The organism is Ligilactobacillus sp. 110_WCHN (assembly GCF_030518115.1).
Lineage (GTDB): Bacteria > Bacillota > Bacilli > Lactobacillales > Lactobacillaceae > Ligilactobacillus > Ligilactobacillus aviarius_C.
In genome coordinates, this window is sequence record NZ_JAULLI010000003.1 from 15,723 (window position 1) to 40,201 (window position 24,479).

Below are 24,479 nucleotides of genomic sequence, written 5' to 3' on the forward strand. Positions count from 1 at the left end.
TAAAATCGATTTATAATACATAAAATAGTTTATTAATAAAGAAAGAATATTATGAAAAACGCATTTATAATTGAAGATTTATCAAGTTTAAACAGTATCTCAATGAATGTTGCCGGACCAATTGTTGCAAGTTATGGCTTGCGCGCATTACAGATTCCGGTACAAAATTTCATTACCCAAACTGAAATGGAAGGGACAATTCGAACTAATTACTCCGCTGAATGGTTGAAAGCATTGTTTGAAACTGCCCATCATCAGTTTAAAAATACCGAAAATATTGGATTGATTGGCTATCTAGGAAAGGCGGAAATTATTGATTTGATTGCGAAAAGCGCATTAATAAATGATTTTCGATTATTGTTAGTTGATCCGGTGATGGCTGATAATGGGCATTATTACCCATTGTTGGATGCAACCTATTGTCAGCAATTAAAACGACTATTGCCGTTTGCCGACGTGGTTACGCCAAATGTAACTGAATTGGCGTTTTTGACAGGAAATCAATATTCACCTTCATTTTCAGAGGATCAAATTACAACAATGGTCAGTCAACTGCGCTCTCTTTTGAAAAAGGATGCAACGGTGGTGGTAACCGGAATCGAAACGCAAGGTCAAGTTGGCTGTTATTGGGACGATGGCGTTTCATGTGGAACAAATTATTTGCGCAAAGTTGATGGTCATTTTTATGGAACGGGAGATGCGTTTGCAGCAGCTTTGCTTGGTGAGCTTAGTGAACATGCCCAGTTGAGCGATTGTTTGCCGCAAATCATGAAGCGAATTCGAGCAAGCATTCATAATACCCTTTTAAATGAAAATGATTTAAAATTAGGAATAGATATTACGCCATTGCTTTGGCGGAATGATTAATTGCTTTAAGGAGGATCATCATGATTGATTTAGCAGATATCAAGGAAAATTTGTCAGATGTATTAACTGATTATTTTAATAATGAAAAGTTTGATTTGAAACCTGGATCATTATTTGTTGTTGGATGCAGTACAAGTATGATTCGGGGCGAATGGATGGGAACCGATTCTGCATTATCAATTGGAAAAGCTGTTTATGAAACGTTGCAAGCATTTTTAAAACCCCGGAAAATCGATTTAGCAATTCAAGGTTGTGAACACATCAACCGGGCATTATTAATGGAGCGGGAAGTTGCCGAAAAGCACAACTTTGAAATTGTTTCAGTTTGCCCATCAATGCATGCGGGTGGCGGAACCCAAGTTGCAGCTTACGAAGAAATGAATGATCCGGTTGAAGTTGAACACATCGTTGCCGATGGTGGAATTGACATTGGGGGAACTGATATTGGAATGCACGTTAAATTTGTTCAAGTTCCGGTTCGGTTAAAGCACCACACAATTGGAGCAGCCAATGTTACCGGCTTATACACCCGGCCGAAATTGATCGGTGGGCAACGCGCATTGTACACATTCTCAGATAAGAACAAGATCGATACATGGGAGAACTTAAATGAAAAGTAATAAATTAAAATTAATGACCGTGACTGCTTTATTGACGGCATTAAACATTGTAATTAGTCGGATTTTGATTATTCCGATTCCATTTACCCATGGAAACATTAATTTGTGCGATGCAGGAATATTTATCGTCGCAATGTTATATGGACCTTGGCCGGGATTATTTGCCGGTGCCGTATCAGGATTTTTGTTGGATTTGATTTCGGGATATAGCCAATACATGTTCTTCTCATTGATCGTCCATGGACTTGAGGGTTTGCTCGTTGGCTTCCTCTTCCAACGTCTGCATGCGGCAAAGTCAAAAATGAAGCAGATTGGAATCATGCTTGTTGGAACGATCATCATGGTTGCCGGATATTTCTGCTCGGATTCAATTTTATACAACGTTCAAACTGGCTTGGTTGGAATTCCAATGAACTGTATTCAAGGCGTTGTCGGATTGATCGTTGCGTTGTTATTGACACCGCAGTTGCGGAAGATAATTAAATACTAAGAAGATTAACGGAGGTTGCAATGCTTATTGCAGCCTTTTTAGTTTAATCATTTCAATTTGGTACGTACCTTTAATCGAATTGATTATTATATTTTTTTGTAATAGAATAAATGCAACCATAAAATTATTGGAGATGAAAGAGTTATGAGTAAGAAATTGGAAAATAAAGTTGCCATTGTTACGGCGGCAAGTCGCGGCATCGGTCTTGAAATTACACATAAGTTAGTTGAAGAAGGCGCAACGGTTTACATGGCAGTCCGGGATAGTGAAAAGAACCGGAAGTTAACGGAAGAATTAAACGCTGAAAATAAACAATACCAATCAGTCTTTTATGATGCATTTGACTATCCTTCATATAAGGAAGCCGTTAAAAACGTTGTTGCAGATGCCGGTCGGTTGGATATTTTAGTGAATAATTTTGGCTGGACTGATGTCAAAGCAGATACAACGTTAACGGATGGCGATTCGGATGCATTTAAGAAGATCGTTGATGTTAACATCATGAGTACGTATTACATGTCAAAATATGCGGTTCAACAAATGAAGACGCAAAAGACGGGTGGCAACATTGTTAATATTTCATCTGTTGCCGGGAATACCCCTGATATTGCCCGCTTAGCTTACGGGGTTTCAAAGGCCGCAATCAATTCATTGACCCAACAAACAGCGGTTGAATACGCCCGCGATAACATCCGTGTAAATGCTATTTTACCAGGATTAGTTGCAACCGATGGGGCATTGGACAACATGTCAGATACATTCTTAGATACATTCTTGAAGCATGTACCGTTGAACCGGATTGCTAAACCGCGGGACATTGCCAATGCAGTTGCGTTCTTGTTAAGCGACGAAGCTAGCTTTATTACTGGTGAATTGATTCCGGTTGCCGGCGGCTTTGGTTTGCCAACTCCAATTTATGGTGACTTCCAAGGGATGCAACACCAATCACAAACAAAATAATTGATTTAATCTGATAACAGCTGGGCTTTGAGGCTCAGCCGTTTTTTTGTATTTTATTAAAATAATGTTCGTGTTAATCAATTTATAACTAAAGATGATAATTATAAGTTAATTAATAATTAAATAATTGGTTTTTATTTCAAATAATATTCGTATTTTTATTGACGGTTATTACTTAAAATTGGTAAACTTACATCGTAATCATTGATTTAGGAGAAACAAGGAGATTTTTATATGTCATCGATTGTAATTATGGGAAGCCAATGGGGCGATGAAGGAAAAGGGAAAATGACCGATTGGCTGGCACAAAAGGCGGATATGATCGTCCGTTATCAGGGCGGAAATAATGCTGGCCATACAATTGCATTTAACGGGAAGACGTATAAATTGCAATTGATCCCATCTGGAATTTTTGAACCGCAAAAAATCAATGTGATTGGGAACGGTGTGGTTGTTAACCCGAAAGCTCTTTTAGGTGAATTACAGATGCTTAAGGACGCCGGAGTGACGCCATCAAACCTTAAAATTTCAAGTCGGGCTCATTTGATTTTGCCATATCATATTCAACTTGATATTGCCCAGGAAAAGCAACGGGGTGATCGAAAGGTTGGAACGACTCATAATGGAATTGGCCCGGCATACATGGATAAGGCTGCTCGAATTGGGATTCGGATGTGCGATTTGCTTGAAAAAGATACATTTGCGGCAAAACTAAAAGAAAACTTAGCACAGAAGAATGCGCTTTTTGAAAAAATTTATGATGAAGAACCATTTGATTTTGATTCATTATTCAATGAATATTACGAATATGGTCAACAGTTAAAAAACTACGTTACGGATACATCGGTTCTCGTAAACGAAGCAATTAGTGCGGGTAAGAATGTCTTATTTGAAGGTGCTCAAGGCATTATGCTTGATTTGGATCACGGAACATATCCATATGTAACATCTTCAAATCCAGTTGTTGGCGGCGCGCTAGCCGGAGCCGGGGTTGGCCCCCAATCACTTACCAAGATGGTCGGGGTTTGCAAGGCATATTCAACCCGGGTCGGTGAAGGACCATTTCCAACTGAATTAACAAACGAAACGGGCGATTGGATTCGGGAAAAAGCCCATGAGTATGGAACGGTGACGGGCCGGCCGCGCCGAATCGGTTGGTTTGATGCGGTTGCAATGCGACACGCTAAACGGGTTTCCGGAATGAATTGTCTGAGTTTGAATCTGTTAGACATTTTTACCGGATTAAAAAAGGTTAAAATTTGTACAGCATACATGCTTGATGGCAAGCAAATCGATTACTATCCAGCAAGTTTGAAAGAATTGGAACGGTGTGAACCGGTATATGAAAAATTTGATGGCTGGACGGAAGATATTTCCACGGTGACGGAATATGATCAATTACCAGCAAACGCCAAGAAGTATTTGAAACGAATTGAAGAATTAACGGGCTTACAATTGATGACGATCTCAGTTGGCCCAAGTCGGGAACAAACGATCACGTTGAAGGATGCATGGGAGGATCGGTAATGTTAGCAAGATATTCACGCCCAGAGATGGCAAAAATTTGGACAGATGAAAGTAAATACGGTGCTTGGTTAAAGGTTGAAATTGCGGTTACAAATGCATGGGCAAAACTTGGAGTTGTGCCGCAAGAAGACGCCGAAAAGATTGCCAAAAACGCTTCGTTTACGGCAGAACGGGTAGCTGAAATGGAAGAGGTTACCCACCACGACGTTGTTGCGTTTACCCGGACGGTTTCAGAATCCCTTGGCGAAGAAAAAAAGTGGGTCCACTACGGTCTTACAAGTACTGATGTGGTTGATACTGCACAAGGTTATTTGTTAAAACAGTCTGACCAAATTTTGCGACAAGACTTAGAAGAGTTAAAAGAAACGATCAAACAGATGGCATTGAAATATAAAAATACCGTTATGATTGGCCGGACCCATGGTGTTCAAGCCGAACCAATGACCTTTGGCTTGAAGATGTGCCGGTGGTATACCGAAATTCAACGCGATATTGAACGGTTTGAACATGCTGCTGCCGGCGTTGAATGTGGTGAAATTAGCGGGGCAGTCGGAACCTACGCGAACGTTCCGCCGGAGGTTGAAAAGAGCGTTACGGAAGAGCTTGGATTAAACCGGCAACCGGTAACAAGCCAAGTATTACCCCGGGATCTGCATGCGGAATACATTGCTACGTTGGGATTAATTGCAACTAGTTTAGAGGAATTTGCAACTGAAATTCGCGGCTTACAGCGGTCTGAGATCCATGAAGTGGAAGAACATTTTAATCCAGGCCAAAAGGGTTCATCTGCAATGCCGCACAAGCGGAATCCGATTGGATCAGAAAACATTTGCGGAATGGCGCGGGTTTTACGCGGCAACATTGTAACGGCCTACGAAAACGTTGCGTTGTGGCACGAACGTGATATTTCGCATTCATCGGCCGAACGGGTGATTTTACCAGACTCAACAATTGGCTTGGACTACATGTTGCACCGGTTCAATAAGATCCTTTCAAGTTTGGATGTATTCCCTGAAACGATGAAGGAAAACATGAATAAGACTTACGGTTTGATTTACAGCCAACGGTTATTGTTGAAACTGATCAATACGGGGATGTCCCGGGAAAAGGCTTATGATATGGTTCAAAAGCTTACTGCGAAATCATGGAATGAACATGTGCAATTCCGTGAATTAGTTGATCAAAGTGAAATCGCGGATATTTTGCCGAAAGCCGAGATTGATGATGCTTTTGATTACAGTTATCACCTGCGTCACCTTGATGAGATTTACCGGCAAGTTGGAATTGAATAATTGAATTTAGTTGAAAGTCATCGAAGAAGTGAGGCTGAATAAGCGAAACTTTTTGATGGCTTTTTATTTTTTAAGCCTTGAAAAGGCCAAGAAAATCCTTGTTGAAGCCCATAAGTTTGATCCGGATGACGAATAACAACAAAGCGGACGTTTTACGACGTCCGCTTTATTAGTTACTATTCAACATTTTCTTGATCATAATTCGATTCTTTTTTTGCTCGGATTGAACTGCTCCATAATGAAATGGCAGTGAGGATACTTACAATGACGATCAACCAACTGAGAACGGTAAACGACATTGATTTAACAAGGGTTGCAGCAATGATAACGCCAATCACTCCACCGATAACAAATCCGAAAATTCCACGCGTTGAGAAGCGATTGCTCTTAACGAAACTAAAGCTTGTGAATGGCATCAATAATGCACATGAAAGCATCATGATTGGAAATGCTGCGATCGGTTTTAGCCCAAGCAAGTAGATCATTACCATACATGGAGCATACAAACCAACTCCGGCAGCCATCAATCCGCCAAGAATGAAGTTCCCGATTACCCCAATCACCAGGGCCCACCCGTGTAAGCCATCCGCATTATTTCCGACAGCCAAAATGTTGATCCATCCCATCTTATTTGCAACCATCAATAATGAGGTGATCACCAGGGCAATCGCCATAAACCGTTGAACGATTACGGAACTCATTTTAACAACCAAGAAACTGCCAATCGTTGCCCCAATTACCGCTGCAAGTACCATTGAGATCAAGGTTAATGGTTGAACCGGAACAGCCGTTACAAAAAAGAGGGCTTCAACAATTGTTGGAATTCCGTGAGCAATGTTCAGTGTGCCAGGTAAGTCCCGTTCATCTTTTAAATAATGGGTCATCTGAAACATTGTTGTCGTTGTGATGAAACTCCCAATTCCGAGGGTATCGCCAAAATCGGCAATTCCAGCGATTCCCATTCCTAAAAGATTATCTTTCAAATTAAACTTCTCATGATTTCGCTTGACCTGGCGAATGATAACCAAAGCCAAGTAAAGAATACACAAAATTAAAATTCCAATAATTATTTTTACCACGATTCGTTGCTCCTCAAAGTATTTATGAATTTAGTTTAGCACTCCGAAAATAACTTGTGCGAATTATGACAAAAAATTCATTACTTTTAAATAAACGGTTTAACTCCCATATATAAAAGAATAATCGCAATCAATGGTTTCATTACCCGGGAAATAAAATTCCGGTTCCGTTGACCGATAAGCCGCATCATTAATGGCGCACATGCAGCTCCTAAAGCTGTTCCAAGGGCTATAAAGAGGACCGGCTGCCAAGCAATCGTCATTGTATGCCAGTGAAGGCCCACTCCTAAAAGGGTCGTCCAAATCCGGATATATGAAGACGTTGCGGCCGCTTGGGCAACGGGAGCATCAAGCAGCAACATTCCGGCAACTAAGGGACCACCGCCCGACATTCCAGCAAGTCCGACCATGACACCGCTGATGATGCTGGCAAATGGAGGAAAATATTTTGCAGTCAGTTTTGAAGATTCCTTTTTACGTGAGTGTGAAATTGAATTCCATAAAATTGTGGATGCCAGGATAATTAAGATGACACTGATAATCAATTGATAAAGATCATGATTGGTAAATGGAACGATCAAACTTCCACCGATCGTTCCCAATAGCGCCCACTTTAAAAGAAAATTTCCACGATGATAATCAATCGTATGGGTTCGATGATTGATCAATGTCCCAATGATCAATGCAGGAAGCGTAACGACGAGCGCACTTGCTGCCGCCGTTTTCGCGCTGAGATGAAAAATTGTGATGAGACATCCAATGTAAAGAGCGGCTCCCATTCCAAGAAAGATTAAGATAAAACCAATTAGAAAACCGCACAAAATAAGTAATCCAATATGCATGCGATTACCTCCTTGGTCTTTATTATAGGGGTAACTTAGATAAAAGTTTACTAATGTAGTCGAAATGAAACATTTGCAACCGAGTTTTAATCTATGAATTTTCGGTTAATTTTATGAACTTTTTATATTTGGATAATTAAAATCAAAAAAACCTTACTATCAACTGATAGTAAGGCCGAAACAAAATAAGCCTCGAATACGAAGGACGTATTCCAACTAATAGGATGGGAATTCGTATACCTGTGTAAAGCGAAATTGAGGTGGTTAGTCAAACTCCCAAATGACCAACCACTTCAAGCCTATGATTTTTCGAAAGGGGTTTCAAACAAAGATTCTTTGCAATCACGTTTAATCGGTTAATATCAGTGTTTTTAAGGAAAATTCAAAATTTTTCAAGTGTTTTTGTGAACGCTTTAAAGACAACGGAACTATATTAAAAGTTGAAGAGAGTTATTGGAAAACTAACGTAAGTTGCTCTTCAATAGCCCGCTTGAAAGGGGGCTTTGATGATAAATGATTATTCATCAAGGAAATCAACAGATTGGAGGAAACATGAATGAGTGAACAAGTTACAGGTGCAGAATTATTAATTGAAGCACTGAAGAAAAACGACTTAAAAAATGTTTATGGTGTTGTTGGAATTCCAGTAACTGATTTAGCACGGATGATGCAACGTAGCAGGATGCGGTATTTTGGCTTCCGGCGTGAAGATTCGGCGGTAAATGCAGCTGCGGCTTCTGGATTTTTAACGGGGAAACCGGGCTTAGCATTGACGGTTTCAGCTCCCGGATTTTTAAATGGATTGGTTGCATTAGGCGAAGCAACGAAGAATTGCTTCCCGGTAATTATGATTTCGGGCTCATCCGAACGTCACATCATTGATTTGAACCGTGGCGATTATGAAGGTTTGGATCAATATAACATCGCAAAGCCGTTCTGTAAGGCTGCATACCGGGTCGATCGTCCAGAAGATATGGGCTTAGCAGTTGCTCGGGCAATTCGATCAGCGGTTTCAGGCCGTCCTGGTGGGGTTTACCTTGATTTGCCAGCCGACACGATCGGGGCTTTGTTGGATGAAAACATTGATCCTGAAAGCACGTTGATCAAAGAAGACGATCCGGCACCACAACAACGGCCATCAGTTGAAGCCGTTGACAAGGCAGTTGAAGTTTTGAAGAATGCAAAGAAACCACTGATCATTCTTGGCAAGGGCGCTTCAATTGCTCATGCTGAAAATAAAGTCCGCGATTTCATTGAAACAACCAAGATCCCATACTTACCGATGTCAATGGCGAAGGGCTTATTGCCGGATGACCATGAATCATGTGTTGCCGCTGCTCGGTCACTTTCATTTAGCGATGCGGATGCAATTATGTTAGTCGGTGCCCGGTTGAATTGGATGCTTTCACACGGTGAAAAGTTCAATCCGGACGCTAAATTGATTCAAATTGATGTTGATGCAAATGAAATTGACTCAAACAAGAAGATTGCTGCTCCGTTAGTCGGTGATATGAAGTCCGTCTTCAATGAATTAACACCCGCAGTTAAGAAAGCTGGAATCAAGGCTTCACAAGATTGGCTGGATGCATTGAAGGCGAAGAAAGACGAAAACTTTGCAAAGATGCAAAAGCGGTTAACAACGCCGCGATCACCAATGGGATACTATGGTGCTCTTGCTCCAATTAAAGAGTTGATCAAGAAGAACCCCGATACTTACCTTGTAAGCGAAGGAGCGAATACCCTTGATATTGGGCGGAACGTCATCGACATCTTTAAACCGCGTCACCGGCTTGATACTGGTACCTGGGGTGTCATGGGTGTTGGTCTCGGATATGCGATCGGAACAGCCATTGAAACGGGCAAGAAAGTTGTTTGCGTTGAAGGTGACAGTGCCTTTGGTTTTGATGGTATGGAAATTGAAACGATTTGTCGGTTGCACCTTCCAATTACGATCGTAATCTTCAATAACGGTGGAATTTACAACGGTGCTGAAAAAGATCCGGCAGGCAGTGATCCGGCACCAATCACATTGGATGCTAAAGGCCGGTATGACAAACTGGCTGAAGCCTTTGGCGGGTTAGCATACAATGTCACAACACCGGAAGAATTGGATAAAGCTTTAAACGAAGCATTTGATGCTGGCAAACCAGCAATTATCAATGCGGTCATTGACCCAGCTTTAGGAAAAGAATCAGGTCACATTGGCAATTTGAATCCAAAGTTAGGAATCAAACATTAAAAAGCGAAAAGAGGAATTAAAATGACTGAAGAAAAGAAAACATCAGAATACGCACCATTAAAAGGAATTAAAGTTGTTGACTGGACTCAGGTTCAATCAGGCCCATCATGTACGCAATTATTAGCCTGGTTAGGGGCTGATGTTATTAAGATCGAACGGCCAGATATCGGTGGGGATCCAACCCGGAACCAATTATTGGATATTAAGGATTCATGGGGAATGTACTTCTTGCAATTAAATGCTAACAAGAAATCATTGACCTTGAATATTAAAACCGATGAAGGTCACAAGATCATGGAAGACCTTTTGAAGAAGGCCGATGTCTTCATCGAAAACGTTAAACCAGGGGCTGCTGAAAGAGCTGGTTTCGGTTGGGATGACGTTCACAAGATGAATCCGCGGTTGATTATGGCTTCATTAAAGGGATTCAATCAAGGATCACGGTTTGAAAACGTTAAGGCTTACGAACCGGTTGCTCAATCAGCCGGTGGGGCTGCTTCAACAACTGGATGGAACGAAGGCGACTTTAATGTGCCAACGCAGTCAGCCGGAGCTTTGGGTGATACCAACTCAGGAATGCACATTACGATTGGGATTTTAGCCGCATTGTTCCAACGTGAACACACTGGCGAAGGCGTTTATGTATACCAATCAATGCAAAACGCCGTTATGGATCTTTGCCGAATCAAGTTGCGTGACCAAGTCATGCTTGATAATTTAGGAGCATTGCCGCACTACGCTGTTTACCCAGACTTCAAGTGGGGCAAAGCTATTCCACGTGCTGAAAACACAGAAGGTGGCGAAGTTATCGGCTGGACGTACAAGGCTAAAGGTTGGGAAACTGATCCAAACGCTTACGTTTACATTGTTATCCAAAACTCAAACAAGAGTTGGGAAGCAATTGCCAACACAATGGGTCACCCAGAATGGATCAAGGATGAACGCTTCAAGGATTGGCAACACCGTCAATTACACAAGAAGGAAATTTATCCATTGATCGAATCATACACAAAGCAATACGACAAGTATGAATTAACTGAAAAGTTAGGTGCAGCCGGCATTCCAGTTGGTCCAATTCTTGACTGGTATGAATTGGAAAATGATCCTGAATTGAACGAAGACGGAACGATCGTTACGATCGACCAAGGTGGTAACCGCGGCAAGTTCAAGACATTGGGAATGCCATTCACGATGTCAAACTACAAGCCAGATTACAAGCGCGCCCCTGATTTGGGTGAAAACAACAACGAAATCTTAAGTGACTTAGGTTACACTGAAGATCAAATCAAAGGTCTTGAAAAAGACGGAACAATCATCCCTGCTCAAAAGCCAAAGAACCCACGGCGTGAAGTTATTAAGGGCAAATAAAAGTTGAATAAAGAAATCCCTGTTTGGCGGAAACGCTGAGCAGAGATTTTTTTATATGCAAGTAAATTAGTTTTGCTTCTTTTCAGTATCAACAATTTAGCTAAAAGGGAGTATAATTTAACAGGTACTATTAAGGATAGAGCGGAGTATTTTGCAATGGAGAAAAGGCTGAAAAAAAGCAGGTATATCACTGGGTTTGACGGAATCCGAACCTTGGCAGTTGTTGCGGTTATTCTGTATCACATTTTACCTGGAAGTATGAAGGGCGGCTTTTTAGGGGTGCCCATCTTCTTTGTATTATCAGGATACCTGATCACCGACCTGCTTCTTCAAGAATGGGAACAGTCCGATAGCATCAGTATCAAGGATTTTTATAGTCGGCGGATCCACCGGTTATATCCCGGCTTGGTAACGATGGTTTTAGGAACGACCGCTTATATTACCCTGTTCCAACGATCATTGTTAAAGGGGATCAAAACGACGATTCTTGCTAATTTAACATATGTTTATAACTGGGTTGAAATTGCGCATCATCAGTCATACTTTAATAATTTTGGCGCACAGTCGCCATGGACGCACTTATGGTCGTTATCAATTGAAGGTCAGTTCTATTTGATTTGGCCGGTTGTTTTAGTACTGTTTTTACGGCTTTTACATAATAAAAAGAACTATTTGAAGATTGGTCTCGGCGTTTTTGGCGTTGCCATTCTTTCAGCAGTTTTAATGGGAGCTTTATATCATCCAGGAAATGATCCTTCGCGGGTATATTATGGAACCGATACGCGGATGTTTTCGATTTTGATGGGCGTTGGCCTGGCATGTATTTGGCCAAGTACCCGGTTGAAGAAGAATCTTGATAAGTCGCACCGCGTTACCCTTGATGTCTTAGGCGTAATTGCTTTAATTGCGGTCATTGTTATGTTCTTCATGATGAATGGCGAAGGAACGTTTGTTTATCGCGGCGGAATGTTCCTCTTCTCGATCGTTTCAATGATTTTGGTTGGAATCGTTGCGCACCCGGGAGCCGATTTAAACCGCGTATTGACGAATAAAGTCTTTACCTGGCTTGGAAAGCGCAGTTATGGGATCTACATTTACCAATATCCCGTAATGGTCTTTTATGAAGCGAAGGTCAAAGTCGGCAGTCATCCATTGCTGAATGCGCTGATTGAAATTGCAATTATTTTAGTGATCAGTGATTTGTCTTACCGGTTAATTGAAGTTCCATTGCGGCGGTTCAACTTTAAGAAGACGTTTACAGTACTCAAGCAGAGTTTAGGATTTAAGAAAAAACAATTATGGAATGACTTAGGAGTTGTAGCTGGAGCGATGATTTTGGGCATTGCGTTTTACGGAACATTTTTCTGTAAACCGGAAACGAACGGAGTTTTCCAAAAGGATCGGTCTGAACTGCAACATCAAATCGCGGCCAACCAAAAGAAGGTTGCGGACCGGAATAAGCATATTAAATATACCAGTGAACAAAAGCCAACGAAGGCCTCCAACAAGGATGTTTTAGTGAAAAATGGCAATGTAACGGATAAGGGCAAGGCATTTGCAAGCAACCTTCAAATCAGCGGGGTTGGTGATTCAGTCATGGCGGATGCGTCAGCAACGTTGCAGGGCGAATTTCCGAAAATGATTATCAATGCGCAGGTTGGCCGTCAGGCAAGTGCAGCGCCAGCAGTTTTGAAACAGATGGATGCTAACCACCAATTGGCGAATACCGTTTTGATCAGCTTAGGGACTAACGGAACGATTTCCCAGGATACTTTAAATCAAATTATGAGCATCTTAGGGCCGCAACGAACGGTCTTCTGGTTAAATGTCCACGTCCCAACGAAACCGTGGCAAAATGACGTTAATAACACGTTAAATCAAGCTCAGAAGCGATATCATAATTTGCATGTCATTGATTGGTACAGTTATTCGAATAACCATCCAGACTGGTTCTATGCAGATAACGTTCACCCGAATGAATACGGACTGAAATTTTATGGTGACTTTGTTTTGAAGAGTATTTTGAAATATTATGATCATTAGAAAAAAGACAGATTGCATTGAATATGCAATCTGCCTTTTTTAATTTAGATTCTAAAGGATATGAGCAATCAACGGTAATGCCCAAATCCAGAAGATACATGAAACGGCAAACCCGACCGTTGAAATTGCAACGGAACTTGCCCCTTCCTTAACGTAAATATTGTACCGGCTTGAAATAATGATTCCAGAAAAGGCCGGTGGTAATCCAACTGCTAAACAAAGCATTGAAATTTGATTTGGATCTGATCCCATTCCGCATAAGTATGCGGCAGCAACGATAATTGCGGGGGTCAAGAAAAGCCGGAAGAATGTATTCCAGAGGGCTTCCTTATCAATTGAGAATTTAACGGTCGATAATGCTAACCCGGCTGCAAGCACCGCAACACCAGAGTTGGCTTTAGCAATCAAATCAAATGTTGGGGCCCATGAATTTGGAATATGAATCCCGATCAATACTAAAATAACCGCAATCAATGGCGCAGCTGCAACGGGCTGCTTGATCGCATTGATGACTGAATCCCATACTGAAGGGGTTTTATCCTTTTCTTCCAGTTTGGTGTATTCATATTCTGCCCGAATCAAGTCGATTTCACGTTTGGCGCCTTTTTCGCGTAATGCTTTTGCTTCAGCATCGGTAATTGGAACTTCATCAGGAATGGATTTAACATCAACATCACGTGCTAATTCAGGCTTTTTGATTTTATCTGGTTGATCGAGTTGAGTAGTTGTATTTTTCGATTTTGACTTTGCAACTTTCGCCCGAATCTTAGCCTGGCCGTGATTGATCAGTGCTAGTCCAATTGGAATCGTAATGGCATTGACGACGATCGAAACGATCCCAATGACCAGGTTTGTTGAAACGTTATTTCCGTAAATTGGATCAAGGACAGCAAACCCGAGGAATCCAATCGTCGGGGATCCCGCAATCAGCGCGCAGACAGCTGCTTCTTGCGTTGTCCGGTGAAACATTACCTTGTCGAGGTAATAACTTAACATAAATAATCCTGTAACTCCGACAATCGAGATCAAAGTTAAGACAATATCTTTAGCAAAAATTTTGCGGGTTGCTTTAACAATTGAAATAAATAAAGCTGCAGGAAGAGCAATATTAAGAACTAATTTATTTAATCCCTGCCGCTGGTCATCATCAAAAACATGGAATTTTCCGCAAACGTAACCAAGAATCATGATAATCAGGATCGGGATAATATCGTTCTTGATAATTGTGAACATATTATCGCTCCCTTCGGATATCAAAGGTGGATGATCGATCATTCCACCTTAGTTAAACGTCTCTGCAACATCAATCAAGATGATCATGATAACAGGCCTTTATTATCAATGAGATAAACGCTTTCATTTAGAGCTCCTATAATTAGCGTACATCGTCTGCCTAATAATTCCATTATATTGACCGGTTAGAAAGCAAATATCGCGTCAAGAATATGGGTATTTAATTATATGAATAAAAAAAGGAAGGTGTGACAAAACGTTAAAAACGAACGTGGTGGAAGCAGAAAAGCGAACGAATCGCGCAGCGTAGATTCGGAGGTTTTCGAACTTCCAAGTAGCCCGTTTGTTTTGGAGTCCGATTATGCGGATATAACAAAGAAGCTGCGACTTATGTCACAGCCTCTCTCCACTATTCTTTTCTTAATTGCGGATCATCTTCAATTTTAGCTTTGTTAAGCAGCAACGATGAACCGACGACCGTGACTGATGAAAAGGCCATTGCCAGGCCGGCTAACTCGGGACTAAGTTCAAGGCCCAAGTGAGCAAACATTCCGGCAGCAATTGGGATTCCAATCACGTTGTAGATTAATGCCCAAAATAGATTAAGTTTGATTCGGTTAAATGTTTTTCTTGAAATATCAAGGGCGCAAACAACTTCGCGCAGATCATTTTGAACAAGTACGATCTCACCGGACTCAATTGCGATATCCGTACCGGAACCCATTGCGATTCCAATATCAGCAGTTGAAAGGGCGGGTGCATCGTTGACGCCGTCACCAATGAAAGCGACCTTTCCCGATGTTGATTGTTGAATCTTTTTGATCTGTTCGGCTTTTTCACCCGGAAGGACTTCGGCAATCACCTGGTCGATGCCGACTTGGTCAGCAATTGCCTGGGCAACGTTTCGGTTATCACCCGTTAACATAACGGTTTTTAGCCCTCGCGCTTTTAACTTCGCAATCGCTTCAGCCGATGTCGGTTTCGGGGTATCCTGAATTGCAATGAGGCCGATTACCTGGTCGGCGATTCCAACTAAAACGACGGTTTTGGCTTCATCTTGAAGAGCAATCATTTGCTTTTGCAACTCGGCAGAAAGCTGACAGTCAGTTACCAGTTTGGCGTTTCCAATAAAGGCAGGTTGGCCGTTAACCAAGGCTTGAACTCCTTTTCCCCGCAGATCCTTAAAGTTTTGAGCGGAAGGAAATTTGATTTGGCTTTCTTTCACCTTGGTCATGATTGCGTGGGCAAGCGGATGCTCAGAATTTTCTTCCAAACTCCCGGCAATTGGAAGCACCTGCTGCGGATCACCAATAAGATCGGTGACGATCGGTTTTCCGTTGGTAATGGTTCCGGTTTTATCAAAGACGATGGTTTGAAGGCCATTGGCTTCCTCCAACGCTTCACCATTTTTGATCAGGATCCCCATCTTTGCTGCCCGGGCAGTTCCTACCATTAGTGCAGTTGGGGTAGCAAGGCCAAGCGCACATGGACACGCAATTACAACGACCGAAACGGCAAACAGCATTGCCTGAACAGCCGTTGCATGGAAGAAGACGAACCAAACGGTAAACGTGATGATGGCGATGATCAAAACAGCTGGAACAAAGATTCCCGCGATCTTATCAGTTAAATTTTGAATCGGTGCGTGACTGGTTTGAGCCTTTTTAACCATCTCAACGATTTGAGAAAGCATCGTATCTTTTCCGACCTTAGTTGCTTTGAACAAAATTGAACCGTTGTTATTGATCGTTGAACCCACAACCGGATCGCCGACCGTTTTTTCAACGGGCATGCTTTCGCCGGTGATCATTGATTCATCAACGGTCGTTGAGCCTTTTGTAATGACACCGTCAACGGCGATTTTTTGTCCAGGACGAACGCGAATGGTGTCGCCAACTTTGACCTGATCAAGCGGAACATCAACATACTTTCCATCTTTTAAAACCTCAGCCTTTTTAACCTGAAGTTCCAATAATTTGCCTAGGGCGTTTGAAGCATTATTATGCATGCGTTCTTCCATTGCATCACCAAGCAGAACAAAAATCGTAACGTACGCGGCACTTTCAAAGTAGACATCGCGCCCCGTGAAAAGGGCAAAGATCGAATAAAAGTACGCAACGGTCGTTCCGACAGCGACAAGGGTATTCATATTGGAGTTATGGTGCTTAAAAGCGGCCCATGCGCTTTTCCAATATGGAATGGCCGCAATCAGCATAATGATTGTTGTCGTCCCAAATGCAATCCAGCGGTAACCCGGCATTTGCCAATGAAACGGCATTGCCAGCATTTGGATCAGCATTGGGACTGCTAAAATGAAGGAGATCCAAAACCGTTGCAGATTTGAAAGCTTCATTACTTAATAACAACCTTTCCGTGGAACATATTCATTCCGCATGCATAGTTGAATTCGCCTTTTTGATCCGTATTGATTGCAACTTCAACGTCTTGGTTCAAAGGAAGGTCGGTGTTGAATTGCATTTCATCAGATTGAACGCGGGCAAGGCAAGCTGAATCGTTTGAACGGTTAAAAATGATTTTAGCTGGAGTGCCTTGTTTGAATTCAACGACTTCCGGTTCATAACCATTGGCAACGTTGACTTTAATAACTTGGTTGCCATCCTTCATTGTTGCTTGATTTTTCTTGTGAAATAAGTCTTTTAATCCCATGATGATTTTCCTTTCCTTACTTAATGATGATCTTGCCATGGAACATGTCCATGCCGCAGGCGTAGTCAATTTCGCCTTTTTGATCGGTTGGAATTTCGATTGTTGTAATTTTTTGTTTTGTTAAATCCTTATCAACCCCCAGTTTTTCAAAAACAACGTGGGCTAAACAAGCGGTTGAATCTTGCATGTCAAAGTTGACCTTGGCAGGCACTCCCTGTTTCAGAATGAGGGTACTTGGTGAATAACCGCCTTTTACAACAATCGTAGCATGCTGTTCATTATTCTGAATAGTTGAATTGCCAGCTTGTTCATGATGATTGCCGAAAAACCAGTAACAAATGAAACTAATCAATGCGACGGCGAGACCAAAAACGATTGCGTTAATCATCTTAAGTCAGTCCTTTCTTTATGATTTCAAATTCATTATAGCGTTGTCGTTTACAAATGTAAACAAATATCGTGATTCCGCCTGTCAACTGACTATAATAGAAAATGGAAGGTGAGATAAATGGAGTTATTAAATCAAATTGCAATTGGATGGATCGTGATTGGAATTTTATCAGCGGTCATCATTTTGATTGATGTAATTCGTCATCCGCAAGCAATGAAGATTATGGATGCGGTTTGGCCAATTAATGCGTTGTGGGGTGGGCCGTTAATTTTGTGGGCCTATTTTACTCTCGGAAAACATCGCAAAATGAAGATGTCAATGCCGATGAAATCGATGAAGATGAAGATGGATGCATCAATGAAAATGCCAATGGATGATCACAAATATGATAAGTTTTGGCAAGGAATCGTGGTGGACGCGCTTCACTGTGGTGCCGGATGCAGTTTATCAGATTTAGTTGGTTCATGGATTTTTTATTATTTATTAAGTTTTAGCATTTTGAACCAAAAGTTATTTGGCGAATGGCTCTTTGATTATGTTTTAGCATTGATTATCGGCGTTTTATTCCAATATGCAGCAATTGCACCAATGATGGATGGTTCAGTTGGCTATAAACTGTTTCAAGCATTTAAGATCGATTTCTGGTCACTCACAGCCTGGCAAGTCGGCATGTACGGCTGGTCAGCAATTATCAACTTTGGCTTGCATTTACATTTCACACCGGTAATGCCTGCATTTTGGTTAATGATGGCAATTGGAATGGCATGCGGGTTTGTAACGGCATACCCGATGAATTGGTTGTTGGTGAAATTGGGAATTAAGAAGGGAATGTAAATCAAAAAAGATTGCAACACAAACGTTGCAATCTTTTTTACTTATTCACTTTTACCAAATCTGAACCCGTTTATCCGGTTCAAGCCACATCCCATCACCTTGATAAATATCAAATGTCTGGTAGAAATCATCAAAGTTTTGCGGTTGCACATTTCCGCGCAGCATTTCAGGAGCGTGCACGTCAGTTGCAAGGAGCATCTTTTCGTATGCCGGGCTGGCTTTCATCCGCCAAATGGTTGCCCAGTTAGTGAAGAATTCTTGTAAGTCGGCGTCAGCACTTTGTTTAAGGGCTTCAAGCGCACAACTCATTCCGCCGTTATCCGCGATGTTTTCTGAAACGACAAGCTTACCGTTCACGGTTCCGCCGGCGAATGGAATTCCGTCAAATTCATTGATCATTTCCCGGGTTAACTTTTCAAAGTGGGCGAAATCTTCCTTAGTCCACCAGTTGGTCATATTGCCGTATTCGTCAAAATGAGCACCGTTATTATCAAACGCGTGTGAAATTTCATGGCCCATTACACACCCGATTCCGCCAAAGTTTTTGCTGTGGGATTGATGCAGGTCATAAAACGGCTTTTCTAAGATTGCTGCTGGGAATGTAATGTCATTCCGTGACGGATCGTAGCACGCATTAACAAGTTGTGATGGCATGTCCCACTCAGTTCGGTCAACCGGGCGATGGTAACTTTCAAAATTATCAGCAATCTTGATCCGTTCAACATTAAGATAATTACCCAGTAATGTTCCGCCGTCTTCGGCTGGAATAATTTTCATTTTGGCATACACCGGTTTAATTTTTTCAGGGAATCCAACCTTAATGGCGATGTGGTCAAGTTTCGTGATCGCCTTTGCCCGGGTTTGGTCACCGAGCCAGTCATTTTTTTCAAGCCGGTGCTTATAAATTTGAATCATTTGTTGGATCATCTTAGTTGCATCAGCCTTGGCGTCTTCGCCAAAATACTTCTTGCCGTAGAAGTCGCCAATCACATATTTAAATGTTTCATCAACGATTTGATATGCAAATTTCCGTTGAGAAACTGGCTTTTGCGTTCCGGAAAGTTTTTGATGGAATTGGTCGGCGGTTTGCCGCAAATCATCTGTCAGTAACTTAGCAAGCGAGTTCACGGTCTTCGTTAAGATCCAGCTCTTGAGGTTCTTGAAGGTCGTGTCGTTTACAATTTGATCAAAGTGTTCAAAGAACTGCGGTTGGGTAACGATCACCTTTTCCGGATGATCATCAATCAGTTCTGAAATTGTGGATGCGAAATCAAAGCTTTGACTGTATTGTTGGATTTCTTTCAGTGTCCGCGGATTATACTGTTTTGGATAATCGGCGAGTTCATCAGCTGGAAGAACATGCGGTACAAGCAGTTTATCAAAGACAAGCGCTTGGTTGACAATATCCGCAGCCTGTTCTTGATTATAACCGAGGGCTTGCAACAATTGGCTTGTCATGGTTGCCCAAGTGTGCAGTAATTCATCGCTTTCAGGTTTAGTGTAATAGGTTTTATCCGGCAAAATCAGCTCCGGAGCATACATGAAAACGGCATTTTGCGCTGTATTTTTCCAATCTGGTTCAACGTCGATCGTCAATGGAAGCGGAAATCCATTTTTGACCCAGTCAGTCAATTGATGACTTAAATCGGTAAGAAGCGAGAGTTTCTGAATTGGTTTGATGACTTCCAATAACGACGTAACGCCTTCTTGTTCCCGTTGTTTAAAATCAAGGGCAAGTTGGTGCATTTTCATTGCTTCAGCAAACATTGGGTTGGGAGCCGAAAGCTTTCCTTGATGGTAACGGTCAAAGTCATTCATTAATTTTTGGTGAACGGCTTCGTCCATGTCTTGAAAACTGCCGGCTGCGGGTTTGTCAACTGGAATTTGAGCTTTTTGAAGCCAATCATAATTAACGTGCATATAGAGGTTATCCTTGATCGATGCTTGTTTCCCCTTTGTGACCGGAGCACCGCCAAGAACAAATTGAACATTTCCCATATTAAAAACTCCTTTCAAGTCGCAGATCTAAAGTTCCTTTTAACTATATTCTAATTAAAATTTAATAATATCGCAAATCAGTGATCAGAATGGGAGTCCTTACGCATTGCTTGGGCATATTTTTCAAGCGGTGCATCTGCTTTCGCCCAGTCTTGCGGAACATTAACATGGGCGTTGGGGTCAAAGTGATACTTGATCGGTACTCCCATTGGCCGTTGATCCTTTGCCATGATGTCGGTTGGAACATTGGATTGAACTTTTTGTGGCTTCTTTAGGCCTTCGATTTCCCATGTATAAGGAGCAAATTTATTATCCGCATTGACCCAGTCATTGTGGTGGGTTGCATTATGGTGCTTTGATAATTGATAAAGGCCGAATGCAACTAATAAGACGACGCCGACAAGGCAAGCGATCGTCACATCATAAACTGTTCCAGAACCAACTTCCTTTTTAACTTGGGTTGGCGGATAGAAAGCAAGGACAATCCCAAAAACGGACGATGCGATCCCAACGATCGTGATCAACCAGGCACCGAATTTACCGCCTGGGACTTTGAATGAACGTGGACGATTAGCTTGGGTGTAACGCAAGCGGATAAAGGCGACGAACATAATGATGTAGTACAGCAAATATAAAATGGTGATCGTTTGGGTGATCATTACGAAGAATCCTTCAACGTTTGGAAGGAGTTTTACTAAAAAGGCGATCACGGTCACACAAATTGCTTGAAAATACATCATCTTAGATGGCATTCCGTGCTTGTTATAGTTTTGAAGCCATTTAGGTAATAACCCGCTTTGACCAGCCTGGCCAAGCATAAATGATGGCCCAGCAAGGTTGGTGATCCACATCGCAAATAACACGAGAAAGTTTGCGTAAATAAAGAGCATGTACAGCCATGGAGCGTGAATCGTTGCCCCTAAGTCATGGAAGGTTACAAATAACGCATCAAGAATATTGATTTTGCTTGCTGGAATAATGGTTGCAATGATCAAAGTTCCAATTACGAAGATCAACAGGGCGAGGATTCCAGCGAAGAAGATCGAAATCGGATATTGCTTTGACGGATGTTTCAATTCTTTAATGTGCGCAGCATTCATATCAATTCCGGCCCATGAGAAAAGGACGCCGGCAACGAGCGCTAACGTTCCCATTCCGTTCCATTGCGGGATAAGATCCTTAGCATGGACGGGCATTGCTGGTTTATGACCTTGGCAAAGCCAAACGATCACTAAAATGACCATAACTGTAAGTGGAATAAACGTTCCAATAATTACCCCGTATTTGGCGATGTTTGAAAATGTCTTGGTTCCGCGAGCGGCCAGCCAGGTAACAAACCAGAACAGGGCGATGAAGGCACACATGATCAAGATTTCATGTTGCGGATGCTGTAAGAACTGGATTGCTCGCTGATAATGTGGCGTGAAAAACATAATTGTAGCTGCAAAGTTGGGCATTCCGGCTCCAAGGTTGAAAGTTGATTGGAACCACAAAATAATTAAACAGGTAAACGCCCAACCTTTGCCGATTCCTTCACCGACCCATCGAAAAATGCCACCCCGTTGCGGCCAGCCACTAGCGAGTTCAGCTGAAACAAGGGCTGTTGGGATGAAGAACAGAATAAATCCAATTGCAAAGTAAGTTACTGATGATAAACCATAAAAAGCCTGTTGCGGGTCATTTGCTAATCCCGCAATCATGACGACATTCAGCATTGTAAGGGCTAAAGTCGACATGTAATATTTTTGCGACCTTTTAGTCTGATTTTTTCCCATAAAAATTCCTCCCCGTAAACTAAAACCTATAAGAAATAAATATCTTCTTATTTTTGTAATAGTTCATCTGCCAACGAGGAACAAGCAAGACTGGTTAAATGCAAGAATTCTTTGATAAGGCGGGAATTGTGCCGGTTAATAAAGCTAGTAAAAATTATAGTAAAATAAATCAGAAAAATTTAGTAAAATTATATTGATTTTTACTAGAAAACGGTTACAATAGAGCTGAGATATTTCAAAGGAGGAAAACAGATGACAACTTTAGTTTTAGGCGGAGCAGGTTATATCGGCTCACACATGGTAAAGCGATTGCTCGAAAAAGGGGAAACGCCAGTTGTTGTTGATAATTTGGTAACTGGTCACCGGGCAGCGGTTGATCCCCAAGCTAAATTCTATGAAGGTGATTTAGCTGATCAAGACTTTATGCGGAATGTTTTTAAGGAAAATCCAGACATTGATGTTGTAATTCACTTCGGGGCATATTCGCTGGTTCCAGAATCAATGAAAAAACCATTGAAGTATTTTGATAACAACGTTGCCGGATTAATTAAACTTCTTGAAGTGATGAAGGAAGTCGGTGTTAATAAATTAGTATTCTCATCTTCAGCTGCAACCTATGGGATTCCAGATAAGATGCCGATTAAGGAAACTGATCCGCAAAATCCGATCAATCCATATGGCGAAAGCAAGTTAATGATGGAAAAGATTATGCACTGGGCTGATGAAGCCTATGGAATGAAGTTCGTTGCATTACGGTACTTTAATGTTGCTGGTGCATGGCCAGACGGATCGATTGGGGAAGATCACAACCCGGAAACTCACTTAATGCCAATTATTTTGCAAGTCGCTCAAGGAAAACGCGAGAAGCTGCAAATTTATGGCGATGATTATAATACACCGGATGGAACGAATATCCGGGATTACGTTCACCCAATTGACCTTGCCGATGCGCACATTTTAGCAGCTGATTATTTACGGAATGGTAACCCTTCAGATGCATTCAACCTGGGATCATCGACGGGGTTCTCGAACCTTGAAATGTTAAAAGCTGCTCGTGAAGTGACTGGAAAAGAAATTCCAGCAGAGATTGCTGGCCGGCGCGGCGGTGATCCAGATACATTAATTGCTGCTTCTGACAAAGCACGCCGAGTATTAGGGTGGAATCCGCAATATGACGATGTCCACAAATTGATTGAGACAGCTTGGAAATGGCATTCAAGCCATCCAGAAGGGTATGAAGATAAGTAATAAAGGACACTGGTTACATTTTATGTAACCGGTGTCCTTTTTTATTGTTGAATATTTTCACGATACTTCGAAGGCGATACCTGTGAGTATTTTTTAAATGCTTTTGAAAAGGTAAAGGGATCGTTATACCCAACCATTGATGAAATTGTTTGAACACTATAATCAGAAGAATAAAGTAACCGTTTCGCCTTTTCCATTCGGACTTTCATTAAGTATTCTTGTGGGCTAATGTTTGTACACTTCGAAAAAATTTGATTTAAATAGCCTCTTGAAATACTAAATTCAGTACAGATATCGGAAATGTTAATATTCTTTGAATAGTTATTTTTAATAAAAAGCTCAATCGAACTGTACAATTCAGTAATTCGATTAGGCCGGAACTTCTTTTTGCCCGGAAAGTCATGTAATAGATAGTAAAACATACTATACGTATGTGAAAGAACAAGCAGTGAATTTAACGGAGTGTCGTTTTCGTGCAGTGCAGAGTATAGTTCTTTAAGACTCTTTTCAAAATTTGTTCCATCAACATTATGGATAAAATTCGTTGCTGAAAGCGATGAGAGACTAATAATTTGTTCGACGCTTGTTCCGGTAAATCCAATCCAGAAATATGACCATGGATCTTCCTCATCTGCTTGATAGAAACAAGGAACATTCTTAGGCAAAATAAACACATCGCCGGCTTTTAAATGGGCAACCTTATGATTTGAACTCGAAAAAATTCCTTTGCCAGAAATTACATAATGAAGAACATATTCCTGGCGGACATTATTTCCTTCAAAAATCTGATTTGCTTCCCGTTGTTCTTGTCCCCAAAATTTAACGTTACAGTCAAAATGAATTGGATGCCGTTCTTTATATTGGAATTCCATCAAAAACACCCCTTCCGTAATTGCTCCATAGGTATTATATCAAAGATTTAGATGGGTAAATGTAAAATGTCAAAATATAAGAAATTTTCATTGAAAATTCCATATAAATAGCAGAACAGGGGGGGGGATGCATG

General features: G+C 41.5%; 20 protein-coding genes. 11 read left to right on the top strand and 9 right to left on the bottom strand.

Annotated features, from left to right (window positions below; all coding sequences use genetic code 11):
* The first annotated feature begins 51 nt into the window (after positions 1 to 51).
* From Q3C15_RS01705 to purB, 6 genes are all read left to right on the top strand, one after another.
* A complete protein-coding gene (locus Q3C15_RS01705) occupies positions 52 to 867 on the top strand; it encodes a PfkB family carbohydrate kinase (protein WP_283577496.1) in 816 nt (271 codons plus the stop codon).
* A gap of 20 nt (positions 868 to 887) precedes the next feature.
* On the top strand, positions 888 to 1,487 hold the full coding sequence (locus Q3C15_RS01710; protein WP_186806293.1) for a TIGR01440 family protein: 600 nt from the start codon (positions 888 to 890) through the stop codon (positions 1,485 to 1,487).
* Positions 1,477 to 1,977 carry an ECF transporter S component gene (locus Q3C15_RS01715; protein WP_057827144.1) on the top strand — a complete coding sequence of 167 codons (501 nt, stop codon included), beginning with the start codon at positions 1,477 to 1,479 and terminating at the stop codon, positions 1,975 to 1,977. Before Q3C15_RS01710 ends, Q3C15_RS01715 begins: the two co-directional genes overlap by 11 nt.
* Before the next feature lie 144 nt (positions 1,978 to 2,121).
* Positions 2,122 to 2,937 carry an SDR family NAD(P)-dependent oxidoreductase gene (locus Q3C15_RS01720; RefSeq protein ID WP_064207607.1) on the top strand — a complete coding sequence of 272 codons (816 nt, stop codon included), beginning with the start codon at positions 2,122 to 2,124 and terminating at the stop codon, positions 2,935 to 2,937.
* Positions 2,938 to 3,171: 234 nt separating this feature from the next.
* Entirely contained in the window at positions 3,172 to 4,464 is a 1,293-nt protein-coding gene (locus tag Q3C15_RS01725) for an adenylosuccinate synthase (RefSeq protein WP_283577495.1), read from the top strand.
* Positions 4,464 to 5,756, top strand: coding sequence for an adenylosuccinate lyase (gene purB / locus Q3C15_RS01730; RefSeq protein ID WP_283580570.1), 1,293 nt, complete (start codon positions 4,464 to 4,466; stop codon positions 5,754 to 5,756). Before Q3C15_RS01725 ends, purB begins: the two co-directional genes overlap by 1 nt.
* 176 nt (positions 5,757 to 5,932) lie before the next feature.
* Here the strand turns inward: purB and Q3C15_RS01735 are convergent, their stop codons facing one another.
* The gene (locus tag Q3C15_RS01735) at positions 5,933 to 6,835 is read right to left on the bottom strand and encodes a sulfite exporter TauE/SafE family protein (RefSeq protein ID WP_278851426.1); all 903 of its coding nucleotides are present in this window, start codon (positions 6,833 to 6,835) and stop codon (positions 5,933 to 5,935) included.
* Positions 6,836 to 6,921: 86 nt separating this feature from the next.
* Positions 6,922 to 7,677, bottom strand: a complete 756-nt coding sequence (locus Q3C15_RS01740; RefSeq protein ID WP_283580568.1) for a sulfite exporter TauE/SafE family protein — start codon at positions 7,675 to 7,677, stop codon at positions 6,922 to 6,924.
* A 556-nt stretch (positions 7,678 to 8,233) separates the two neighbouring features.
* On the opposite strand from Q3C15_RS01740, the gene oxc reads away from it, so the two are divergent.
* The 3 genes from oxc to Q3C15_RS01755 all read left to right on the top strand — a co-directional run bounded on the left by oxc (position 8,234) and on the right by Q3C15_RS01755 (position 13,327).
* Positions 8,234 to 9,916 (top strand): oxalyl-CoA decarboxylase, encoded by a 1,683-nt coding sequence (gene oxc, locus Q3C15_RS01745; protein WP_302703728.1) that lies wholly within the window; start codon positions 8,234 to 8,236, stop codon positions 9,914 to 9,916.
* Between the two features lie 21 nt (positions 9,917 to 9,937).
* Complete coding sequence (frc, locus tag Q3C15_RS01750; protein ID WP_057827135.1) at positions 9,938 to 11,284, top strand: formyl-CoA transferase; 1,347 nt, start codon at positions 9,938 to 9,940, stop codon at positions 11,282 to 11,284.
* Between the two features lie 156 nt (positions 11,285 to 11,440).
* Entirely contained in the window at positions 11,441 to 13,327 is a 1,887-nt protein-coding gene (locus Q3C15_RS01755) for an acyltransferase family protein (RefSeq protein ID WP_057827134.1), read from the top strand.
* Positions 13,328 to 13,378: 51 nt separating this feature from the next.
* On the opposite strand, the gene Q3C15_RS01760 is transcribed toward Q3C15_RS01755, so the two are convergent.
* The 4 genes from Q3C15_RS01760 to Q3C15_RS01775 form a co-directional block, all read right to left on the bottom strand.
* Complete coding sequence (locus tag Q3C15_RS01760; protein WP_204778820.1) at positions 13,379 to 14,560, bottom strand: AEC family transporter; 1,182 nt, start codon at positions 14,558 to 14,560, stop codon at positions 13,379 to 13,381.
* Between the two features lie 409 nt (positions 14,561 to 14,969).
* Positions 14,970 to 16,913 carry a copper-translocating P-type ATPase gene (locus Q3C15_RS01765; protein ID WP_283613670.1) on the bottom strand — a complete coding sequence of 648 codons (1,944 nt, stop codon included), beginning with the start codon at positions 16,911 to 16,913 and terminating at the stop codon, positions 14,970 to 14,972.
* Positions 16,913 to 17,227 (bottom strand): cupredoxin domain-containing protein, encoded by a 315-nt coding sequence (locus tag Q3C15_RS01770; protein WP_180752386.1) that lies wholly within the window; start codon positions 17,225 to 17,227, stop codon positions 16,913 to 16,915. Before Q3C15_RS01770 ends, Q3C15_RS01765 begins: the two co-directional genes overlap by 1 nt.
* A 16-nt stretch (positions 17,228 to 17,243) precedes the next feature.
* Positions 17,244 to 17,615 (bottom strand): cupredoxin domain-containing protein, encoded by a 372-nt coding sequence (locus tag Q3C15_RS01775; protein ID WP_057827131.1) that lies wholly within the window; start codon positions 17,613 to 17,615, stop codon positions 17,244 to 17,246.
* A gap of 120 nt (positions 17,616 to 17,735) precedes the next feature.
* Here Q3C15_RS01775 and Q3C15_RS01780 point away from each other — a divergent pair, with 120 nt between their 5' ends.
* Positions 17,736 to 18,452, top strand: coding sequence for a DUF4396 domain-containing protein (locus tag Q3C15_RS01780; RefSeq protein ID WP_057827130.1), 717 nt, complete (start codon positions 17,736 to 17,738; stop codon positions 18,450 to 18,452).
* A 51-nt stretch (positions 18,453 to 18,503) separates the two neighbouring features.
* Here the strand turns inward: Q3C15_RS01780 and Q3C15_RS01785 are convergent, their stop codons facing one another.
* Positions 18,504 to 20,450, bottom strand: a complete 1,947-nt coding sequence (locus Q3C15_RS01785; RefSeq protein WP_057827129.1) for a M13 family metallopeptidase — start codon at positions 20,448 to 20,450, stop codon at positions 18,504 to 18,506.
* Between the two features lie 77 nt (positions 20,451 to 20,527).
* Positions 20,528 to 22,225: an APC family permease gene (locus tag Q3C15_RS01790; protein WP_302703739.1), complete on the bottom strand. Its 1,698-nt coding sequence runs from the start codon at positions 22,223 to 22,225 to the stop codon at positions 20,528 to 20,530.
* 252 nt (positions 22,226 to 22,477) lie between these two features.
* On the opposite strand from Q3C15_RS01790, the gene galE reads away from it, so the two are divergent.
* On the top strand, positions 22,478 to 23,473 hold the full coding sequence (gene galE / locus Q3C15_RS01795) for a UDP-glucose 4-epimerase GalE (RefSeq protein ID WP_064212880.1): 996 nt from the start codon (positions 22,478 to 22,480) through the stop codon (positions 23,471 to 23,473).
* 41 nt (positions 23,474 to 23,514) lie between these two features.
* Here the strand turns inward: galE and Q3C15_RS01800 are convergent, their stop codons facing one another.
* On the bottom strand, positions 23,515 to 24,345 hold the full coding sequence (locus Q3C15_RS01800) for an AraC family transcriptional regulator (protein ID WP_283596762.1): 831 nt from the start codon (positions 24,343 to 24,345) through the stop codon (positions 23,515 to 23,517).
* Between the last annotated feature and the right edge of the window lie 134 nt (positions 24,346 to 24,479).